The sequence below is a fragment of the Stenotrophomonas sp. YJH_SMC_17 genome (assembly GCF_059371655.1).
This window is the reverse complement of the sequence record NZ_JCAFUU010000001.1, coordinates 718,907-737,517: the sequence shown is the minus strand read 5'-3', so window position 1 is coordinate 737,517 and position 18,611 is coordinate 718,907. Positions and strand designations below refer to the sequence as shown.

Below are 18,611 nucleotides of genomic sequence, written 5' to 3'. Positions count from 1 at the left end.
GCATCGGAGGATTCTCCGTTGTTGGATGCTGCCCGATGAAGACCCGTGCCCTGGTGATGTCCCTGCTGTTCGCGCTGGCGGCCACGCCTGCACTGGCGCAGACCTCGCCACCGGCCAACGCGGCGGCGCCCGGCCTGCTGCGCATCGACGTGGATGCACGCGACCTCGCGCGCCGCATCTTCAAGGTCACCGCCACCGTGCCGGCCAAGCCGGGTCCGATGACCCTGCTGTACCCGCAGTGGATTCCCGGCAACCATTCGCCCACCGGCCCGATCGACAAACTGGCGGGCCTGCGCGTCACCGCCAACGGCAAGCCGCTGGCCTGGCAGCGTGACCAGTTCAACGTCTATGCGTTCAAGGTGGACGTGCCCGAGGGCGTCAGCGAGATCGTCGCGCACTTCGACTTCCTGTCCTCGCAGGGCGGCAGCCAGGGGCGGGTGGTGATGAGCCCGGAAATGCTCAACCTGCAGTGGAACGCCAACTCGCTGTACCCGGCCGGTGTCGATGCGCGCCAGCTGCAGGCGCAGGCCAGCGTGATCCTGCCCAAGGGCTGGTCGTTCGCCACCGCACTGGAAACCGCGCATCGCGACGGCGACACGGTGGTGTTCAAGCCGATTTCCTACGACCATCTGGTCGACTCGCCGCTGTTCGCCGGCGAGCATTACCAGCGCATCGATCTTGATCCCGGCGCGAAGGTGCCGGTGCACCTCAATGTGTTCGCCGACGAGGCCAAGTCGCTGAAGCCGACCGATGCGCAGATCAGCCTGCACCGCGCGCTGGTGCAGCAGGCCGACAAGCTCTATGGCGCGCGTCACTACAACCACTATGAATTCCTGCTGGCGTTGACCGACCGCCTCGGCGGCATCGGCCTGGAGCATCACCGCTCCAGCGAGAACAGTGCCGATCCGGGCTATTTCACCGAATGGGACAGCAACGCCTGGATGCGTGACCTGTTGCCGCACGAATACACCCATTCCTGGAACGGCAAGTACCGCCGTGGCGCCGACCTGGCCACCGCCAACTTCAACGTGCCGATGGGCGACAGCCTGCTGTGGGTGTACGAGGGGCAGACCCAGTTCTGGGGCCAGGTGCTGGCGGCGCGTTCGGGGCTGTGGTCGAGCGCGCAGGCGCGCGACATGCTGGCCAATGTGGCCGCGACCTATGACCGTGGCCGCCCGGGGCTGGCCTGGCGCCCACTGCAGGACACCACCAACGACCCGACCATCGCCCAGCGCCGCACGTTGCCGTACCGCAACTACCAGATGAGCGAGGACTATTACTCCGGCGGCCAGATGCTGTGGCTGGAAGTGGAGGGCAAGCTGCGCGAACTGAGCGGCAACCGCCGCAGCCTGGACGACTTCGCGCGTGCGTTCTTCGGCGTCGGCAATGGCGACTGGGACGTCAACCCGTACACCTTCGATGATGTGGTGGCGACCTTGAACGGCATCGCGCCGTACGACTGGGCGACGTTCCTGCGCGGGCGCCTGGACGGCCACGGTTCGTTGACCGGCGGCCTGGAGCTGGCGGGCTGGAAGCTGGTCTACCGCGATACGCCGAACGACGCCTACAAGGCACAGGAAAAACGCGCCAAGGCGGCACTGCTCGCCTATTCGCTGGGCGCGACCGTACTCGACAGCGGTACGGTCGGCGATGTGATCTGGGACAGCCCGGCGTTCAACGCCGGTCTTGCACCGGGCATGAAGGTGATCGCGGTTGGCGGCCGTGAGTACAGCAGCCAGCGCTTGAAGGACGCGGTGGCTGCGGCAGCGAAGGACAAGGCGCCGATCGTGCTGCTGGTGAAGCAGTTCGACCGCATCGAAACGATGAGCATCGTCTACCACGGTGGCCTGCAGTACCCGGTGCTGGAGCGTATCGCCGGCAAGCCTGACCGCCTCGCAGAATTGTGGAAGGCGCGATGAAGCCGCGCGCCCGCGATGGCGTGATCCTGCTGATGGCGATCCTGGCCATCGTCGGTGCGTTCCTGCACGGTGACGGGCGCTGGCTGCACTGGCTGGCCAAGCCGACCACCACGCTGCTGATCGCTGCCATCGTCTGGCGCGTGCATGATCCCACGCAGCCGTTCTATCGACGCGCGGTGCTGGCCGGCATGCTGCTGTCGTGCGTGGGTGACATCGCTTTGATGCTGCCGATGGATGCGTTCGTGCCGGGGCTGGTCGCGTTCCTGCTGGCCCACCTCTGCTACATCGTGGCCTTCCGCGATGGCCTGCGTGCGGGGCGTGGGCTGTTGGCGGCCAGCGTCCTGCTGGCGACGTTTGCCGTGCTCAACGTACTTGGCCTGTGGCCGCACCTGCCCGCACCGATGCGCATTCCGGTGCTGGCGTATGTGGTGGTGCTGGCCTCGATGGCGGTGCTGGCCCTGGCACGGCAGTGGCGCAGCCCGCAGCCCGATGCCGTGGAAGCTCGAAGCGCCCGCTGGGCCGCGGCAGGTGCATTGCTGTTCGTCGCCAGCGATTCACTGCTGGCCTGGGACCGCTTCGCCGGCGGTCTGCCGCTGGCCAGCCTGCTGGTGCTGTCCACTTACTACGCTGCGCAGTACGCCATCGCCCGCTCCGTAGAGCAGAAAATGGGGACGCAGGGGATCAAGCCGTGATTGCCTTGAAGCCCATGGCGACTTAATTCCTTCCGTCCACTCTCTTGACGCTGCGCGCGATGCCCTGTGCATCGAACTGCAGGCGTGCCGATTCGCGGTCGCCTGCAACCTCGTCCGGCAGCCATACCAGCTTGCCGGCCTTGCGCACGATCACGTAGACGTGGCCGACCTCTGAAGCAGGATGCTGCAGTGCGTTGCGCTGTTCCTGCAGTGCCCGCGCCACACGTGGTACGGCATCGAAATCGATGTTGGCCAGCGGCGTGCTGCTGCGCTGCAGGCTGATGGTGGGCGCGAACTGCTGCGGGTTCACCGGGTTGCCCTTGCGCCACTGCCCGCGTTCGAAGTGGTAGCTGTCGACGTGGTCCGGCTGCTGCGGATCGACCAGGTCCAGGTTGATGCGGCCATCGTCATGGAAGTGGATGCTGTGGAACACCGTCAGCCGATGCCCGGACAAGGCAGGCAGCTGCTCCAGCGCCTGGCGCGCACCCTGCAGGTATTGGGCATCGAACAGCCGGTTGCTGCGGTCTGACACCAGGGTGGGCTGCGGCCCGGGTGCGGGTGCCAGTGATGTGGCCCGCTCGCGCGGCGGCTGCGAGGCACGTGGATCGGCCGCGCGCGGTGGCGGTACCGACGGCCTCAGTGTCTCGCCGATCGTGCCGAGGGCGCCGCCGGCCACGGCAGCCCCGGCCAGCACCAGCAGCACCAGCGAAAACACCCGCCGGGTGGAAGGGGGCTGCTTCATACCCCCTCCAGGCGCACGTTGCTGCGGTCATCCGGGTCGTACAGCAGCCGCACGTGTTCGCGCGGAATGTTGGCCAGTTCAATCAGCGGGATGAAGCGGCGCACGCGGGCCTGCTGCAGGTTGCCTTCGCGGTCGATGTATTCCAGCTGGAACTCCACCTGCGGCTGCTCGTTGAGGTAGGTGCCGGTCTGGCGCACCTTCAGTACCCGGGCCTCCACACCGATGCCGCGATACTTCAGCGCATCACCGCGGGCATCGGCGTGCAGCATGCGGCCAAGCAGGCGCAGCCCCAGCATGTAGCCACACAGCACCAGTGGGCACACGAGCAGCGGGTGGCCGAAGGACAGGAAGGTCCAGCCAAGGCCCTCGCTCTGCAGCCGGTAGGCCGCCACATAGGCCGCAGCTACCAGGACGATGCCGATCGCAGCGCCGATGCTCCGCCGCCACAGGCTGGCGATATCCAGTTCGGGCTGGGCACCCTCCAGCACCACGTTCGGGAACGCGCCCGGCATCCGGCTCAGGCGTGCATCGACGTGCCTTCCGACGCCGTAGCGCTGCAGCTGCGGCTTGCTGTCGACCACCAGCAGCTGTTCGCTGATCGGCGTGCCCGACAGGTTCCGGAAGGACAGCTGCAGCTTCCATTGTGCGAATCCGCGCACGTGCACACCGGTCTGCTCGGCGTGTTCGATCAGCGCATCGCGTGGTTCGCCATCGGCAAGGATCGACCGCACGCGATGGAGGGCGCGCGGCGGGCCGAGCAGCAGGAAATGCAGGAAGGCGAACAGCAGAGACAGCCATGCAGCCAGCGACAGCACAAGCAGCAGCAGGGACAGCCATGGCATGCTGCGATCAGCCAGCGCCACCGGCCAGGAGGTGCCGAAATAAAGGATGCAGGGGAAGGGCAACGCGAAGAACAGCAGGAACGCGCCCCAGAACCAGAGATAGGCTTTCATGGGGGGAGGTGGCAGGCTGGTGGAGCAGGCCGCTTAGCGTACTACGCTCAGCGGAACTGCAGGGTGAGCAGGTAGTAGCGGCCCAGTGGATCATCCAGGCCCGGCATCTGCCCGCCATTGCCGACCAGATAGTTCACCGGCTGCGTGTCGAGTACGTTGTGCACGTCCAGCGCTGCAACGACGCGCGGACCGAGCCGTCGTGCCAGGTGCAGGTTCCAGCGCAGCTGGCGGGGATTCATGCAGTGGTTCTGTTCGATCTGATCCTGCGGGCACTCGGCGCCGGGCAGCCATGCGCGCGTGCGGCCCACCTGGTTGCCGCGCAGGGCAATGTCCCAGTTGCTGTTCTGCCACTGCACGTTCAACACAGCGGCCATGCCGGGCGTGACGTGGCCGCGCAGGTCGATCGCCGGCTCGTGGTCGCGCCGGCGGCGCAGTTCCTGCTGCTTCAGTGCATCCAGCGAGAACAGCCATTGACCATCGCTGCCTGCATCGATGCGGTACTCCCCGCGCAGCACCCAGTTGCGGGACGTGGTGCGGCCGATGTTGTCGAACGACAGGCGAAGGCTGCTCAGGTTGCCTTCGTCATCCAGTTGCCACGTATTGCGGTTCCAGACCGCATCGGAAGGCTGCAGCGCGAGGATTTCGTTGCGCAGATCGACGATGTTGTGGGTCAGCGACAATGAGAACGCATCATTGGGCGACCAGCTCGCTGCGAGCGAATGGCTGCGCGAGCTTTCCGCTTTCAGCGTGGTGTTTTCTTCCACGTCCGCGGTCACCACGCAGCGGCCGTCGGGTGTGCGTTGCGCGCACGGTGGCAGCGCCGTGGACGCGGGCAGGGTGAGGGTGCCGAACTGTCCCGGCGGGCGGCGCTGCTCGAACAGGCTGGGGGCGCGGTAACCACGCCCACTGGCCAGCAGGAACGACCACTGCGGCGAGGGCGTCCAGCGCAGGCCGGCGCGGGGCGAGAACGCCGTGTAGTCGCCGTCGCGGTCCCAGCGTGCGGCCAGGTCCATGCGCAGTTGTGGTGCAAGCGGCAGGCCCAGCTCGGCGTAGGCGCCGCCGCTCTGCCGCGACAGGCGGCGCTGTTGCTGCGGCAATCCCAGCGCCAGGTCGCCCTGGCTCAGCAACGTGTCCGGGTGCGAGGTCCAGCGCTCATGGCGCAGGTCGATACCGGTCGCCAGCTGTGCGTTTCCGCCCGGTAGGGCCACCAGCTGGCGCTGCATGCCCCACCATCCCTGCAGTTGTTCGGTCAGGCCCCGGTTGCGGATCGATGGAAACAACGTCGCCGCTTCATCCGCGGGCAGCACGTCGAATCCGGGCAGGAACCGGAGCGACTGCGCGGCCTCGATCAGGGGGACGGCGCGCACGGTGCCCGACGTGGTCAGGGTGACGTCGCTGCGCTGTGCACTGAGGCCGGCATCCCAGCTGCGACGGCCCTGGTCGTGGCCGATGCCGAAGGTGAGGTCGGCGTCGGTGGCACGCACGCGCGGGCGCACGTTGCCGGCCTCGCGCAGGACACTGTTGAAGGTGAAGCCATACAGGCCGAGTGCAACCGCGGTGGGGCCCAGGTCAAAGCGTTGCCGGTTATGGCTGGCGCGGGCCTCGGCATAGGCATAGCGCCCTTCGCCGCGCTCGTGCCGGTAGCGCAGGTAGCCCGCTGCGGTATCCGAGGCAGGCTGCAGCGAGCGCGGGCGCGCGCTGTCGAACCAGCACGCGCCATCGCGTCGCTGCAGGGGGCCATCGCAACGCTTCGCCGGCCAGTAATAGCCATCGCGGAAGGCGCCGATCAGATACTGCGACGTCTCCGCGTGCCAGTCACGCTGGTCTCCCGCCAGATGCTCGATGCGATGCAGGTCGATGCCTGCGAACCAGCGGTCACCGTTCCCGCGCAGGCCACCGGTGGCGGCCTGCACGCGGTACTGGCCGGCGTCACCACGGCTGCTCAGGCCGGTCTGCAAGGTGGCTTCGGGGCCGTCGGCCTGGTCGCGCAGGATGATGTTGACCACGCCGGACATCGCATCGGCGCCATAGATGGCCGAGGCACCGCCGCGCACCAGTTCGATGCGTTCGACAAAGCTGAGTGGAATGCCGCCCAGGTCGGTAAGTCCGCCCTGTTCCAGGGACACCATCGGGTAGCGGGGCAGGCGCCGGCCATTGACCAGGAACAGGGTGGCGCGCGGTCCCATGCCATCGAGGCTGGTGGTGGCGGCAGCCCCGACCGGCAGGTACTGCGAATCACCGCTGCGGGCGCTGCTCATCGCGGGCAGTCCGTTCATGCCCGGCAGGTGCCGCAGCAGATCGAACAGGCTGCCGTAGCCACTGCGCAGGATGTCGGCGCGATCGATCGTGGTTACCGGCAGGGTGGTCTGCACCGAGGTGCGTGGCAGCCTGCTGCCGGTGACATGGATCGGCGCCAGGTCTATCTCGGGTGGCGATTGCGGGGGCGTGCGCGGGCGGCGCACCACGACAGCGGGAACCGGCGGCACGGCGGCGGGGGCGGTGCGGATGCGGCGGACCACGAAGCCACCGGAGGGCGTACGCAGGATGGTCACGGGCATGCCGGCAACCAGCTGCTTCAGGGCCGATGCGGGATCGGCCATGCCGTGGGTGCCGTTGGCGTGGAGCTCGGCAAGCTCACGGGCATCGAACACCAGGGCGATGCCACTTTGCCGTGCCCATTGCTGCAATGCCGATGGCAACGGGCCCGCGCTGATCCGGTAGTCACGGACGGCCGTGGATTCACCGGCGGTGGCCGCAGGCAGCACCTGCACCAGCAACGCCAGGCACAGCAGGGAGCGGAGCAGCCCCCACTGCAGCGTGCCCGGTCCTGCCATCACTGCGCGCCTCCTCAGTACGTGCGGCGCAGTTCCAGCGCGCCATCCGGGCGCGTCTGGCCAGCAACGGACCAGCCCAGTTCCAGCGCCGACAGCAACTCCTGTGCGTCGCCTGCGCGGAACGTGCCACTCACCGCCAGATCGGTGATCTCCGGATCAGCGATCACCAGTGGTGTACGGCCATAGCGGTTCATGCGCTCGACCACGATCGACAGCGGTGTGGCATCGAACACCAGCTTTCCGTGCAGCCACCCCTCGGCTGCCGCCGTGGAAGACAGCGCCGGACCGGGCTGGATGCGCCCGGACGGCAGCACCTGCAACTGCTGGCCGGGCGACAGCGTGTGCTGGGCCGCGCCGTTGCTGACTTCCACCGCGCCTTCCAGCAGCGCAACTTCCACCAGGCCATCGTGCAGGCGCTCGACCTGGAAGGTCGTGCCGATATCGCGGATCGTGCTGTTGCCGGCGCGCAGCTGCAACGCCTTGCTCGAGGGCGCGACCTGCAGCTGCAGGCGGCCCCGTTCGAGGTCCAGCTCGCGATGGCGCCAGCCGAAGCGGGCGTGCAGCGTCGTGCCGGCATCGAGCGTGGCCACGCTGCCATCGGGCAGGGTCAGCTGCTGCGTCTGATGGGTGTCATTGGCGTAGCGCTGCGCGGCAGGGTTGCCATCCACCGCCACCATCCAGCCCACGCCGATGGCCAGGCAGATACCGGCGGCCGCAGCCAACGCAGGCAGCCAGCGGCGACGCGGTGGCCGCGCCGCGCGTGCCGCAGCAGTACGCAGCCACGGATCCGCGGCCAAGCCCTGGCCCTGCTGGAAAAGGTCTTCGGCCTGCACCCAGGCTTTGACGTGGGCAGGATCCTCCGCCAGCCAGTCTTCGAATGACTCGCGTTCGGCAGGGGTGCAGTCCGGGGCTTCCAGCCGCGCCACCCAGGTGCTGGCGCGTTCGAACAGCGAGGCGTCTTCCGTGTGCCGGTGGCTGCTCATTCGATATCCCTGTCGTTGTGCAGCGGATCCGGTCCCAACTCCTGGCGCAGGCCCTGCAGGGCGCGGGCGATATGTTTTTCCACGGTCTTGGCTGTAATTCCGCAGTGTCGCGCGATCTGTGTATAGCTCATGCCGGTGATCCTGTTGAGCAGGTACACCTCGCGCGCGCGCTCGGGCAGTTTGAAAAGGGCCTGCCGCAGCAGGGTCAGCATCTGCCCGGACTCTGCCTGGCGCAATGGGTCCGGCGATGGGCTGGTGGGCTCATCGTGGCCATCATGCTCGGCCAGTGACAGATGCGGTCGCGTCTGTGGCGAACGGCCGCGATCCGCCAGGCGGTTGCGGGCGATACGATACAGCAGCAGGCGCAGTTCGTCGGTCCCGTGTGCGCGATAACGGATCAGCCGTTCCATGCAGTCCTGCGCGATGTCCTCCGCATCCTCCGGGCCGACGCCGCGCGTGCGCAGGAACGCGCACAGCGGCGTGCGTTCCTCGCGTACGAACGCGATGAAGGCGTCCGTTGGCACAGGCGGCTCCGGCGCGCGGTGGAGAAGGGGGGACGGGGCGGACAGGACAGGCCTCGGCGGACATTGGCGGATGCGTCATCGAGTTTTACGCGACGATGACCGGATGGGGAAGAGTGTGCAGCACGCGCTGTCACATTGTGAATGCATTCATTTTTCTACACCAGATGCGCTGGGGGAGATCCCGACGCTCGGCCGTTTGGCTCTGGACCCGCGTGTTGCGGGTGGAGAGAGAACACATGAAGTATTCGAAGTTGAGCCTGGCCCTGGCCGGGCTGATGGGCGTTGGCACCCTCGCGGCGACTGATGACGTCATGGCAATGAGTTATCACGTGCAGGGCGATCGCATCTTCCTGAGTGGCGGGGTGACCTATGCCGACGTGGTGTCGCTGCCCGCATTGCTGGCCAAGGCGCAGGCCGAGGGCCGCCCGATCCGTGAGGTAGTGCTGCGCACGTCCAATGGTGGCGCGTTGATCGCCGGCGAGTGGCTGCAGGGCATCATCCGCACTTCCGGACTGAACACCATCGTCTCCGGCCACTGCATCTCGTCCTGCTCGATCATGCAGTCCGGTGGCGTAGAACGGTATCTGGCCGGCGACCTGCCGATCATCGACTCGGTGCAGATCCACGCGGCCAGCAGCGGCGGCAAGGTGATCTACACGCCGTCGCCGCGCATGACCCAGATCTATACCGGCAACTACGGTGGAGGCATGGATGCCGGTCTGCTGCACAAGGCCATGTACGAGGTGGTGCAGCCGAACGGATTGCTGGTGTTCCGCGATCCGGCACGCGGTACCGGCCCCTCGGTCACCTTCGACCCCGACGGCAGCGGCAGCAGGCTGGAGTCGTTCCCCGGGCAGGACATCTACAGCAACAGGATCATCACTGCGAACGGCTATCGCGATCCAGACGATACGTTGAACGTGAGTGCGAACGTGAGCGGCGACATCAATCCCGGCTACCTGCGCACCGGTCGCCAGCTGCAGACCTTCGTCGATGACGATTTCGCGCGCTGGAACACCAACTGGCAGTCCACCTACATCAACCTGGCGCAGAGCATCTACAACGCTTCCAGCAACGGTCCGCAGGGCATCGGCGCGAATTCGGTACAGGACTACCAGAACGATCCCACCTACAAGGCCCTGCTGTTGTCCAAGCTGCGCCTGGGCGACCTGGATATATCCACGCTGGACGACTCCATGGGCGTGATCCGCGTGACCAATGGCGCCACATGGCGGACCTCCGCGACCACCGGTGCCGACTTCATGCTGGTCGACAACGGCACCATCGCCCTGGAGGGGGGCGCGCTGCGTGCTTCGGAGGTGCGCGTGATGAGCGCCGGCACGCTGGTTGGCCACGGTGACGTGGCAGGTACCGCGATGGATCTCAGTGCACTGGCCAGCGGGACGCGACCGTCCTGGCGCGAGGATGGCTTCAACCGCCTGCGTGTCTACGGCACGCTGATGCCGCGCGGTGGCGATCTGGTCACCCACGGCTACGTCAACATCATGCCGGGCGGCAAGGTCTTGTTCGACGTCACCGAGAACGGCGGCGCCGGTAGTGGCCGCATCCGCGTGGGCAGCTTCTTCGACAGCCAGCAGACCGACGGCGCACTGGTGATCTCCAAGGGCGCCTTCCTCGAACTGAACGTGGCGCAGGGCTACTACGGCCAGGATTTCCGTCGCGATCTCGTGCAGGGCCCGATCTACCAGGGCGGGTTCGAAGAGGCCGTGCGCCTGGGCGATACCGGCTACAGCGCCAGCATCAAAGGCGGTGAGGTGTTCCGCCCACGCCACAACTCGCTGCTGAGCTTCAATGTGAAGCAGACGGCAGAAGGCCTGTGGCTGACGGCCAATCCCGGATTCGACCAGTTGGGACTGTTTGCCAACGGCACATCGGGCGACGGTCTGGGACGCGCGCTGGCGACGGCCAGCAATCGCCAGGACGATGGTCTGAAGTTGTTGCTGGGCGCACTGCAGTTCGCCGACCGTGACGTGATTGCCCAGCAGGCCGGTGTTCTGCGCGGTGACGCGCACGCCAGCCTTCGACTGGCAGACAATGCACTGGTCGGCAGCATCGGCAACGTCGTGCAACAGCACCAGGCGGCGATGCGCAGTGGCGGCGATGCAGACGGGTTGGCTTCGCAGGCCGCGCAGTCGGTGTCGGCGCAGCCGGGCATGCGCCACGGCAGCCTGTTCAACCAGCTGGCCATGCACCTGGTCGAGCCGGCGGCGGGTGGTAGCGGTGGCAGCGCTGATGCCAGCCATGGCCTGTGGGCGCGCGGGTTCGCCAGCCATGGCCGCATCGATGCCGATGGCGGCGTGGCTGGCCTGAGCCACACCGTCGGCGGCATCGTGGTCGGTGCTGACACCCGCGTGGCCGATGACCGCGTCACCCTGGGTGTCAGCGTGGCGGCGGCCGACATGTCGACCAAGGGCAGCGACGGTTCCGACTTCAGCGGTGACGTGCGCGCGCTGGATATCGGCGGGTATCTGGATGCGACCTATTCGCGCGGCTATCTGTCGGCAGCGGTGCGCTATACCGATCTGCGTCACGACACCCGACGCAGCGTGAGTGGTATCGACGGCCTGCAGCAGCCGCTGCGTGCCAAGTACAACAACGATGCAGTTTCCGCGCGGGTCGAGCACGCGTTCTCCTTCACCACCGGCAAGGGCCTGGTGATCCAGCCGCTGCTGCCGGTGGTGGATTACGCGCGCACTTCGGCCACGCGCTTCAATGAAGGGCAGGGCGCCGGAGCACTGATCGGTCGCAGCGGGAGCCTGGAAAGCATCCGCGTGGGTGCGGGCCTGCAGCTGTTCAAGACGTTCGAAGGCAACAACGGCGAGCGCATCACCCCGCGCGCCCGGGTGGTCTGGCAGAAGGAGCTGGGCGATTCGCAGGCCCGTTACAGCACCGGTTTTGCGGCAGCACCGGACCTGGTGTTCGGCGCCAGCAGCCAGGCGGTGGGCGAGCAGGTGCTGGCCTGGAACCTGGGCGTGACCAGCCGCGCCAGCGAACGGTTGTCGATCATGGCCGACTATGTGGGCGAGCGCCGGGACGGGCAGATCCAGAACGGCGTGATGCTGGGCCTGGGCTACCGGTTCTGAGTGGCACGTGGCACCGGCGATGCCTGCATCGCCGGTGCCATCCCAACGCGGGCGCAGCTGCGGTATGGTCGGCAGGGCATTCCACCCAGGCCCGACCATGCAGATCGCCGTCTTCAGTGCCCGTCCCTACGACCGTCGTTTCCTTGATGAGGCCAACCAGCGCGATGCGTCTGGGGACGGCTTTGCCTTCGTGTACTTCGATGTGGCGCTGGACGTGCATACGGCGGCGCTGGCACAGGACTGCGCAGCGGTCTGCGTGTTCGTCAACGACCGGCTGGATGCACCGGTGCTGCATGCGCTGCATGCGTTGGGTGTGCGCGCGGTGCTGCTGCGCTGTGCGGGCTTCAACAATGTGGACCTGGCCGCCGCGAAAGCGCTGGACCTGTTCGTTGCGCGGGTGCCTGCGTACTCGCCCGAAGCCGTGGCCGAGCATGCGCTGGCGCTGGTGATGACCCTAAACCGGCAGACACACCGCGCCTACAACCGCGTGCGCGAAGGCAACTTCATGCTCGATGGCCTGCTGGGGCGTACCCTGCATGGCCGCACCGTCGGCATTGTGGGTACCGGCAAGATCGGCCTGGCCACTGCGCGCATCTTCAAGGGCATGGGTTGCACGGTACTGGGGCATGACCCGTATCCGTCGCCAGCCTTCGTCGGCGTGGGCGACATGGTGGGGTTGGACGAACTGCTGGCGCGCGCCGACATCGTCTCGCTGCACTGCCCGCTGACACCCGAAACCCAGCACCTGATCAACGACGCCTCGCTGGCGCGGATGAAGCCGGGTGCGATGCTGGTCAATACCTCGCGCGGCGCACTGGTGGACACCCATGCGGTGATCCGCGCGCTGAAGTCGCGCCGGCTCGGCCACCTGGCCATCGACGTGTACGAACAGGAAAGCGCGCTGTTCTTCCAGGACCTGTCCGGCGAGATCATCGACGACGAGGCCTTCCAGCGCCTGATGACCTTCCCCAACGTGCTGGTGACCGGCCACCAAGGCTTCTTCACCGTGGAGGCGCTGCAGGAGATCTCGGCGATTACGCTGGGGAACCTGAAGGATTTTGCGGCCGGACGGGTGTGCGCCAATGCAGTGGGGGCTGGCTGATCCGGCACATCGTGACTGCGACGCCTGCTTCGTCGCGCGCCATATCCCCGGATCCACACGAACGCGAGGCGTAGTCGAAGGGGGCTGGTGGCGGACGGCGATGCCAGCTTCGATGGCGGCTCCAATGGCGTCCGGATCGCATGCGATGGCGTCGAGCGCCCGTGCTGTGGCGCGGCGCGACGGCTCGAAATGTGATGCGTACCATCAAGGCGGCGAAGGGGCCGCCGACGATGCCTGTACCTATGAATAAGACGACGTTCCGAGGTGCCCTGAAGTGGGTCAACCTCATGGTAGTGCTGCTGATCATCATCCTGGCGGTCCGCTACCTGTGGAGCCGGACCACGAGCGGGCAGCTGGGCGGTATGCACGATATTGCCCTGACTGGCTTGGTGTTCTTCTGCCTGTTCTTTGTCTTCCTGGCCGTTCAGTCGATCCGCCGCGGCAGGGCGGGGCAGCGGTAGACCCTGGGGGAGGCTTCAATTGACCTGCTGACCGGCACCCTCTAGAATTACCTGCTAAGCCGGAATAGCTCAGTTGGTAGAGCGGCGCATTCGTAATGCGTAGGTCGCAGGTTCGACTCCTGTTTCCGGCACCATGTTTGATGAAAAGCCCCGGCCTTGGCCGGGGCTTTTTGTTTGGGCGATTTGAAGCAGTCGCAGGCCTTGTGTCATGAGCGCGAATACTTGTCAGGTTCAAGCGCCCGCACCGGCTGCCGCAGCACGGTCTTCAACCGCGCAGCGTCGGTCCCGCGCGGGTCGCTCAGGTAGATCTCGTGATGGGCGCCGGCGAAGGTGTAACCCAGCGAAGGCATCAGTTCGTCGTGCAGATGGGCCAGCGCCGGGCCCTCGTCATCGTAGGCGCCTACATGCAGGGTCTGCAGGCAGAGGCCCTCTTCAAGAATCTCATGGCGAAAGCTGGCAGGAACGTCGCCCAGCTTCTTCGCCGCCTTGGCGATGGCAGCCTCCAACTGCGCTGGACGGATCCCGTCCGGCGTACGGATCATCACCGTCCACCTCCACTCATCCTTGCGGCGTGCCACAAAGCTCGACGGATCCTCGGCGGTCCAAAGCGCTTCCAGCGGTGGCACCACGTAGTCCTGGCCCCTGGCCTTCAGCGCGAACTTCAGTGCATAGGTCACCGAATACAGCCGCTGCACCGCCTGCACATACGCGGGGGCGGTATTCGGATCGCCGCGACCGTCGACCATCAGGTAGGGCAGGGGCGGGACGTCCACCGTCACGAACCGGCCCGCCGGGGGCTGGTACAACGCGCGATCGCGCTTCTTGAAGTCGATCTTGTCCATGGGGCTTCCTCCGACGCCGAGCATCCCATGCATCGCCTGCGCGCGCGTGTCTGAACATGTTCAGGTCACTTTGCCGAACACGGGCGGAGCAGGCGGCATCGCCCGATTCCACGATGCTCCCCCGCGCGTTCTGCCCGCCGCAGTTGCGCACTGCGACAACGTGTCGCAGCCTGAAACGGGCCTTTCCTGCGCCCGATCATTGTCAATGCCTTTCTTAAATGGTGGGTGACGGCCTAAAATTGAAAGGCTGACTCGACCCCACCTCCCTGCCTGTCTTCCGGACCGGCGGGACCGGCGTTTGCCGGGACAGGCAGGACGGGGAACGGCATTCCCTCGCAATTGGATCGACCGATGATTCCGTTGAAAACCCTTGGGCGCTGGTTGCGCCCGGGCCTGCTGCTCTCGTTGCTGGTGATGCTCACCGGCTGCGATGCCGTGGCCATCCTCAGTCCGAAGGGCCAGATCGGCCAGGATGAGAAGACCCTGCTGATCACGGCTACCGTGCTCATGCTGCTGGTCGTCATCCCGGTCATCATCATGACCCTGACCTTCGCGTGGAAGTATCGCGCCTCCAACACCAAGGCCCGCTACGAGCCGAAGTGGTCCCACTCGACGGCGATCGAGGTGGTGGTGTGGTCCATTCCCTGCATGATCGTGCTGGTGCTGGCGGTCCTGACCTGGCGTTCGTCGCACGCGCTGGACCCGTACAAGCCGCTGGAATCGGACGTCAAGCCGGTCACCATCGAGGCGATCTCGCTGGACTGGAAGTGGCTGTTCATCTATCCGGAAGAGAAGGTGGCGGTCGTCAACGAAATCAAGTTCCCGGTCAACACGCCGCTGAACTTCAAGATCACGTCCGACACAGTGATGAATGCCTTCTTCATCCCGCACCTGGGCAGCATGATCTACTCGATGGCCGCGATGGAGACCAAGCTCCATCTGATCGCCAACGAGACCGGTGAATTCCCGGGCATGTCCTCGCACTACAGCGGCGCGGGCTTCGCCAAGATGCACTTCACCGCCTACTCGGTCACCGATGCCGAATACCGCCAGTGGCTGGACCAGGTCCGCGCCGGCGAGCAGACGCTGGACAAGGCTTCGTTCAAGGCCCTGGGTGAAGCACGCAACGCCGAGTGGTACCCGGTGACCTACTTCGGCAAGACCGAAGAAGGCCTGTTCAACTGGGTCATCGCCAAGCACATGGGCGACAACAAGCACTACGGCATGAAGCATGAACATGCCGGTGCCGCCGCTGCCGATGCCGCCAGCCATGAAGCGCACGAGGGCCACGCCCCCAGTGACGCGCATGATTCCAAGGAATCGGGTGAAAACCTGGATGCCACCGAACACGAACACGCTGGCCATGCTGGCCACGCGGGTTCGGGAGAATGAACATGTTGGGAAAACTCTCTCTTGAGTCGATCCCCCACGATCCGATCGTGCTGACCACCCTGGTCGGCGCGGTGCTGGGTGGCCTGGGCGTCATGGCCCTGATCACCAAGTTCAAGCTGTGGGGCTATCTGTGGAAGGAGTGGTTCACCTCGGTGGACCACAAGAAGATCGGCGTGATGTACCTCATCGTCGCCTTCGTCATGCTGCTGCGCGGCTTCTCCGACGCCATCATGATGCGTACCCAGCAGGCGCTCGCCGTCGGCGGGTCCGAGGGTTACCTGCCGCCGCACCACTACGACCAGATCTTCACCGCCCACGGCGTGATCATGATCTTCTTCGTGGCGATGCCGCTGATCACCGGCCTGATGAACCTGGCCGTGCCGCTGCAGATCGGTGCGCGCGACGTCGCGTTCCCGTTCGTCAACTCGCTCAGCTTCTGGCTGTTCGTGTCGGGCGCTGTGCTGATCATGCTGTCGCTGTGGATCGGTGAGTTCGCTGCTACCGGCTGGCTGGCGTTCCCGCCGTTGTCGGGCATCGAATACAGTCCAAGCGTCGGCATGGACTACTACATCTGGGGTCTACAGGTCGCAGGCCTGGGTACCACGCTGAGCGGTATCAACTTCTTCATCACCATCCTGAAGATGCGTACCCCCAGCATGAAGCTGATGCAGATGCCGGTGTTCACCTGGACCGCCCTGGTGACCAACGTGCTGATCGTCGCCGCCTTCCCGGTGCTGACCATCACCCTGGTGCTGCTGACCCTGGACCGTTACCTGGGCACCCACTTCTTCACCAATGACGGTGGCGGCAACGCCATGCTGTACATCAACCTGATCTGGATCTGGGGTCACCCGGAGGTGTACATCCTGGTCCTGCCGGCGTTCGGTGTGTTCTCCGAAGTCATCGCGACCTTCTCGCGCAAGGCGCTGTTCGGCTACAAGGGCATGGTCTACGCCACCGCCTGCATCGGCGTGCTGTCGTTCATCGTGTGGCTGCACCACTTCTTCACCATGGGCTCGGGTGCCAACGTCAATGCCTTCTTCGGCATCACGACGATGATTATCTCGATCCCGACCGGCGTGAAGATCTTCAACTGGCTGTTCACCATGTTCCGTGGCCGCGTGCACTTCACCACCCCGGTGCTGTGGACCATCGGCTTCATGGTCACCTTCGTCATCGGCGGCATGACCGGCGTGATGCTGGCGATCCCGGCCATTGACTTCGTGCTGCACAACAGCCTGTTCCTGATCGCCCACTTCCACAACGTCATCATCGGCGGCGTGGTGTTCGGCATGTTCGCCGGCATCACCTACTGGTGGCCGAAGATGTTCGGCTTCCGCCTCAACGAGTTCTGGGGCAAGTGCGCGTTCTGGTGCTGGTTCATCGGCTTCTATGTGACCTTCATGCCGATGTACGTGCTGGGCTTCATGGGCATGACCCGTCGCCTGCAGAGCACCGTCAACCCGGCCTACGAGCCGCTGCTGCTGGTGGCTGCCTGCGGTGCCTTCATTGTCGGCGCCGGCATCCTGTGCCAGATCATCCAGGTGGCCGTGTCGATCCGCGACCGCAAGAAGACCGTCGACCTGACCGGCGACCCGTGGGATGCCCGTACGCTGGAGTGGGAAACCTCTTCGCCGCCGGCCTTCTACAACTTCGGCACCCTGCCGGAAGTCACCGAACTGGACGATTTCTGGGAGCGCAAGCAGCGTGGTGAAGCCTGGCCGAAGCCGGCCAAGTACACCGACATCCACATGCCGCGCAACACCGGCACGGGCGTTGTCATCGGTGCCTTCAGCCTGGTGTTCGGCTTCGCGATGATCTGGCACATCTGGTGGCTGGCCATCGTCGGCTTCGTCGGCATGATCGCCACGTTCATCTACCGCACCTTCGACCAGGACGTGGACTACTGGGTCCCGGCCGCCGAGGTGGAACGCATCGAGAACGAACACCGCAAGCACCTGGAAGCCCAGGGCCTGGTGAAGTCGGAGCTGAAGGCATGAGCACCAATACCTCGACCCTGAGCCACGGGCACGCCGCGCACGCGGCGGCCCATGGCCATGACGACCACGAGCACCACGACACCGGCGGCAACACCGTCTTCGGTTTCTGGGTGTACCTGATGAGCGACTGCCTCATCTTCGCCTCGCTGTTCGCCACCTACGTGGTGCTGGCAGGCGGCACCGATGGTGGCCCCACCGCGAAGGACCTGTTCGAACTGCCGTTCGTGGCATGGGAAACCGCGCTGCTGCTGACCTCGTCGCTGACCTTCGGCCTGGGCATGATCGCCATGCACCGCAAGCAGATGGGCCAGATGTACCTGTGGCTGGGCATCACCTGGCTGCTGGGCTTCGGCTTCATGTGCATGGAAGTGTGGGAGTTCCAGCACCTGATCCACCAAGGCTACGGTCCGGACCGCAGTGCCTTCCTGTCGGCGTTCTTCGCCCTGGTCGGTACCCACGGCCTGCACGTCAGCGCCGGCCTGCTGTGGCTGCTGGTGATGTTCGTGCAGCTGAAGAAGTACGGCCTGACCCCGACCAACAAGACCCGCATGGCGTGCCTGAGCCTGTTCTGGCACTTCCTGGACCTGATCTGGATCGGTGTGTTCTCCGTCGTCTACCTCAATGGAGCCCTGTAATGGCACATGACAACCATGCACACGACCACGGCACCGGCGGCGAAAGCCATGGCACCGTGAAGTCGTACCTGATCGGCTTCGTGCTGGCGGTGGTGCTGACCGTCATCCCGTTCTGGATGGTGATGTCGGGCGATTTCTCGCGCACCGTCAACGGTGTCGTCATCGCCATCACCGCGGTGCTGCAGATGCTGGTCCACCTGGTGTTCTTCCTGCACCTGGACCGCTCTTCGGAAAGCCGCTGGAACGTCAACGCTGCGGCCTTCACCGTGGTGGTGATCGGCATCATCGTGATCGGTACCCTGTGGGTCATGCACAACATGAACGTGCACATGATGCACTGACGTCCTCGCGACGTTGCCACGCAGAAAGGCCGCCTTCGGGCGGCCTTTCTGTTTTCCTGCGGACGGGCGGTGCCGGCCGTTGGCCGG

At 65.7% G+C, this 18,611-nt stretch carries 15 protein-coding genes and 1 tRNA gene; 10 read left to right on the top strand and 6 right to left on the bottom strand.

The window, feature by feature from the left end; all coding sequences use genetic code 11:
* The first annotated feature begins 35 nt into the window (after positions 1-35).
* Both AC5P8Z_RS03460 and AC5P8Z_RS03455 read left to right on the top strand, forming a co-directional pair.
* Positions 36-1,919: a M61 family metallopeptidase gene (locus AC5P8Z_RS03460; RefSeq protein WP_495228101.1), complete on the top strand. Its 1,884-nt coding sequence runs from the start codon at positions 36-38 to the stop codon at positions 1,917-1,919.
* Positions 1,916-2,611, top strand: coding sequence for a lysoplasmalogenase (locus tag AC5P8Z_RS03455; protein WP_286071262.1), 696 nt, complete (start codon positions 1,916-1,918; stop codon positions 2,609-2,611). Before AC5P8Z_RS03460 ends, AC5P8Z_RS03455 begins: the two co-directional genes overlap by 4 nt.
* A gap of 22 nt (positions 2,612-2,633) precedes the next feature.
* Here AC5P8Z_RS03455 and AC5P8Z_RS03450 read toward each other — a convergent pair whose 3' ends face one another.
* Genes AC5P8Z_RS03450 through AC5P8Z_RS03430 form a run of 5 tightly spaced genes read right to left on the bottom strand, consistent with a single transcriptional unit; the run spans position 2,634 to position 8,647 of the window.
* The gene (locus tag AC5P8Z_RS03450; protein WP_286071263.1) at positions 2,634-3,353 is read right to left on the bottom strand and encodes a hypothetical protein; all 720 of its coding nucleotides are present in this window, start codon (positions 3,351-3,353) and stop codon (positions 2,634-2,636) included.
* Positions 3,350-4,306 (bottom strand): hypothetical protein, encoded by a 957-nt coding sequence (locus AC5P8Z_RS03445; RefSeq protein WP_286071264.1) that lies wholly within the window; start codon positions 4,304-4,306, stop codon positions 3,350-3,352. The genes AC5P8Z_RS03450 and AC5P8Z_RS03445 overlap by 4 nt, the downstream gene beginning before the upstream one ends.
* A gap of 47 nt (positions 4,307-4,353) precedes the next feature.
* Positions 4,354-7,140 (bottom strand): TonB-dependent receptor plug domain-containing protein, encoded by a 2,787-nt coding sequence (locus tag AC5P8Z_RS03440; protein WP_495228317.1) that lies wholly within the window; start codon positions 7,138-7,140, stop codon positions 4,354-4,356.
* A 14-nt stretch (positions 7,141-7,154) separates the two neighbouring features.
* The gene (locus AC5P8Z_RS03435) at positions 7,155-8,123 is read right to left on the bottom strand and encodes a FecR family protein (RefSeq protein ID WP_286071265.1); all 969 of its coding nucleotides are present in this window, start codon (positions 8,121-8,123) and stop codon (positions 7,155-7,157) included.
* Positions 8,120-8,647: an RNA polymerase sigma factor gene (locus AC5P8Z_RS03430; RefSeq protein ID WP_286071266.1), complete on the bottom strand. Its 528-nt coding sequence runs from the start codon at positions 8,645-8,647 to the stop codon at positions 8,120-8,122. Before AC5P8Z_RS03430 ends, AC5P8Z_RS03435 begins: the two co-directional genes overlap by 4 nt.
* A gap of 236 nt (positions 8,648-8,883) precedes the next feature.
* On the opposite strand from AC5P8Z_RS03430, the gene AC5P8Z_RS03425 reads away from it, so the two are divergent.
* The 4 genes from AC5P8Z_RS03425 to AC5P8Z_RS03410 all read left to right on the top strand — a co-directional run bounded on the left by AC5P8Z_RS03425 (position 8,884) and on the right by AC5P8Z_RS03410 (position 13,448).
* Complete coding sequence (locus tag AC5P8Z_RS03425) at positions 8,884-11,751, top strand: autotransporter domain-containing protein (RefSeq protein ID WP_495228099.1); 2,868 nt, start codon at positions 8,884-8,886, stop codon at positions 11,749-11,751.
* 97 nt (positions 11,752-11,848) lie between these two features.
* The gene (locus tag AC5P8Z_RS03420) at positions 11,849-12,853 is read left to right on the top strand and encodes a 2-hydroxyacid dehydrogenase (protein ID WP_295565583.1); all 1,005 of its coding nucleotides are present in this window, start codon (positions 11,849-11,851) and stop codon (positions 12,851-12,853) included.
* 194 nt (positions 12,854-13,047) lie between these two features.
* A complete protein-coding gene (locus AC5P8Z_RS03415; protein ID WP_286071269.1) occupies positions 13,048-13,314 on the top strand; it encodes a hypothetical protein in 267 nt (88 codons plus the stop codon).
* A gap of 58 nt (positions 13,315-13,372) precedes the next feature.
* Positions 13,373-13,448, top strand: a tRNA-Thr gene (locus tag AC5P8Z_RS03410).
* 72 nt (positions 13,449-13,520) lie between these two features.
* On the opposite strand, the gene AC5P8Z_RS03405 is transcribed toward AC5P8Z_RS03410, so the two are convergent.
* Positions 13,521-14,156 (bottom strand): GyrI-like domain-containing protein, encoded by a 636-nt coding sequence (locus AC5P8Z_RS03405; RefSeq protein ID WP_495228096.1) that lies wholly within the window; start codon positions 14,154-14,156, stop codon positions 13,521-13,523.
* Between the two features lie 351 nt (positions 14,157-14,507).
* Between AC5P8Z_RS03405 and cyoA the strand changes: the two genes are divergently transcribed.
* Genes cyoA through cyoD form a run of 4 tightly spaced genes read left to right on the top strand, consistent with a single transcriptional unit; the run spans position 14,508 to position 18,524 of the window.
* The gene (cyoA, locus tag AC5P8Z_RS03400; protein WP_107230228.1) at positions 14,508-15,548 is read left to right on the top strand and encodes a ubiquinol oxidase subunit II; all 1,041 of its coding nucleotides are present in this window, start codon (positions 14,508-14,510) and stop codon (positions 15,546-15,548) included.
* Between the two features lie 2 nt (positions 15,549-15,550).
* On the top strand, positions 15,551-17,548 hold the full coding sequence (gene cyoB, locus AC5P8Z_RS03395) for a cytochrome o ubiquinol oxidase subunit I (protein WP_286071288.1): 1,998 nt from the start codon (positions 15,551-15,553) through the stop codon (positions 17,546-17,548).
* Positions 17,545-18,183: a cytochrome o ubiquinol oxidase subunit III gene (gene cyoC / locus AC5P8Z_RS03390; RefSeq protein WP_005408583.1), complete on the top strand. Its 639-nt coding sequence runs from the start codon at positions 17,545-17,547 to the stop codon at positions 18,181-18,183. The genes cyoB and cyoC overlap by 4 nt, the downstream gene beginning before the upstream one ends.
* Positions 18,183-18,524: a cytochrome o ubiquinol oxidase subunit IV gene (gene cyoD / locus AC5P8Z_RS03385; protein ID WP_125427875.1), complete on the top strand. Its 342-nt coding sequence runs from the start codon at positions 18,183-18,185 to the stop codon at positions 18,522-18,524. The genes cyoC and cyoD overlap by 1 nt, the downstream gene beginning before the upstream one ends.
* Positions 18,525-18,611: the final 87 nt, after the last annotated feature.

What these genes read in the sequence shown, in the direction of transcription:
- AC5P8Z_RS03460 (WP_495228101.1), top strand. Translation starts at nt 36, where the DNA reads ATGAAGACCCGTGCCCTGGTGATGTCCCTGCTGTTCGCGCTGGCGGCC.
- AC5P8Z_RS03455 (WP_286071262.1), top strand. Translation starts at nt 1,916, where the DNA reads ATGAAGCCGCGCGCCCGCGATGGCGTGATCCTGCTGATGGCGATCCTG.
- AC5P8Z_RS03450 (WP_286071263.1), bottom strand. Translation starts at nt 3,353, where the DNA reads ATGAAGCAGCCCCCTTCCACCCGGCGGGTGTTTTCGCTGGTGCTGCTG.
- AC5P8Z_RS03445 (WP_286071264.1), bottom strand. Translation starts at nt 4,306, where the DNA reads ATGAAAGCCTATCTCTGGTTCTGGGGCGCGTTCCTGCTGTTCTTCGCG.
- AC5P8Z_RS03440 (WP_495228317.1), bottom strand. Translation starts at nt 7,140, where the DNA reads ATGGCAGGACCGGGCACGCTGCAGTGGGGGCTGCTCCGCTCCCTGCTG.
- AC5P8Z_RS03435 (WP_286071265.1), bottom strand. Translation starts at nt 8,123, where the DNA reads ATGAGCAGCCACCGGCACACGGAAGACGCCTCGCTGTTCGAACGCGCC.
- AC5P8Z_RS03425 (WP_495228099.1), top strand. Translation starts at nt 8,884, where the DNA reads ATGAAGTATTCGAAGTTGAGCCTGGCCCTGGCCGGGCTGATGGGCGTT.
- AC5P8Z_RS03420 (WP_295565583.1), top strand. Translation starts at nt 11,849, where the DNA reads ATGCAGATCGCCGTCTTCAGTGCCCGTCCCTACGACCGTCGTTTCCTT.
- AC5P8Z_RS03415 (WP_286071269.1), top strand. Translation starts at nt 13,048, where the DNA reads ATGCGTACCATCAAGGCGGCGAAGGGGCCGCCGACGATGCCTGTACCT.
- AC5P8Z_RS03405 (WP_495228096.1), bottom strand. Translation starts at nt 14,156, where the DNA reads ATGGACAAGATCGACTTCAAGAAGCGCGATCGCGCGTTGTACCAGCCC.
- cyoA (WP_107230228.1), top strand. Translation starts at nt 14,508, where the DNA reads ATGATTCCGTTGAAAACCCTTGGGCGCTGGTTGCGCCCGGGCCTGCTG.
- cyoB (WP_286071288.1), top strand. Translation starts at nt 15,551, where the DNA reads ATGTTGGGAAAACTCTCTCTTGAGTCGATCCCCCACGATCCGATCGTG.
- cyoC (WP_005408583.1), top strand. Translation starts at nt 17,545, where the DNA reads ATGAGCACCAATACCTCGACCCTGAGCCACGGGCACGCCGCGCACGCG.
- cyoD (WP_125427875.1), top strand. Translation starts at nt 18,183, where the DNA reads ATGGCACATGACAACCATGCACACGACCACGGCACCGGCGGCGAAAGC.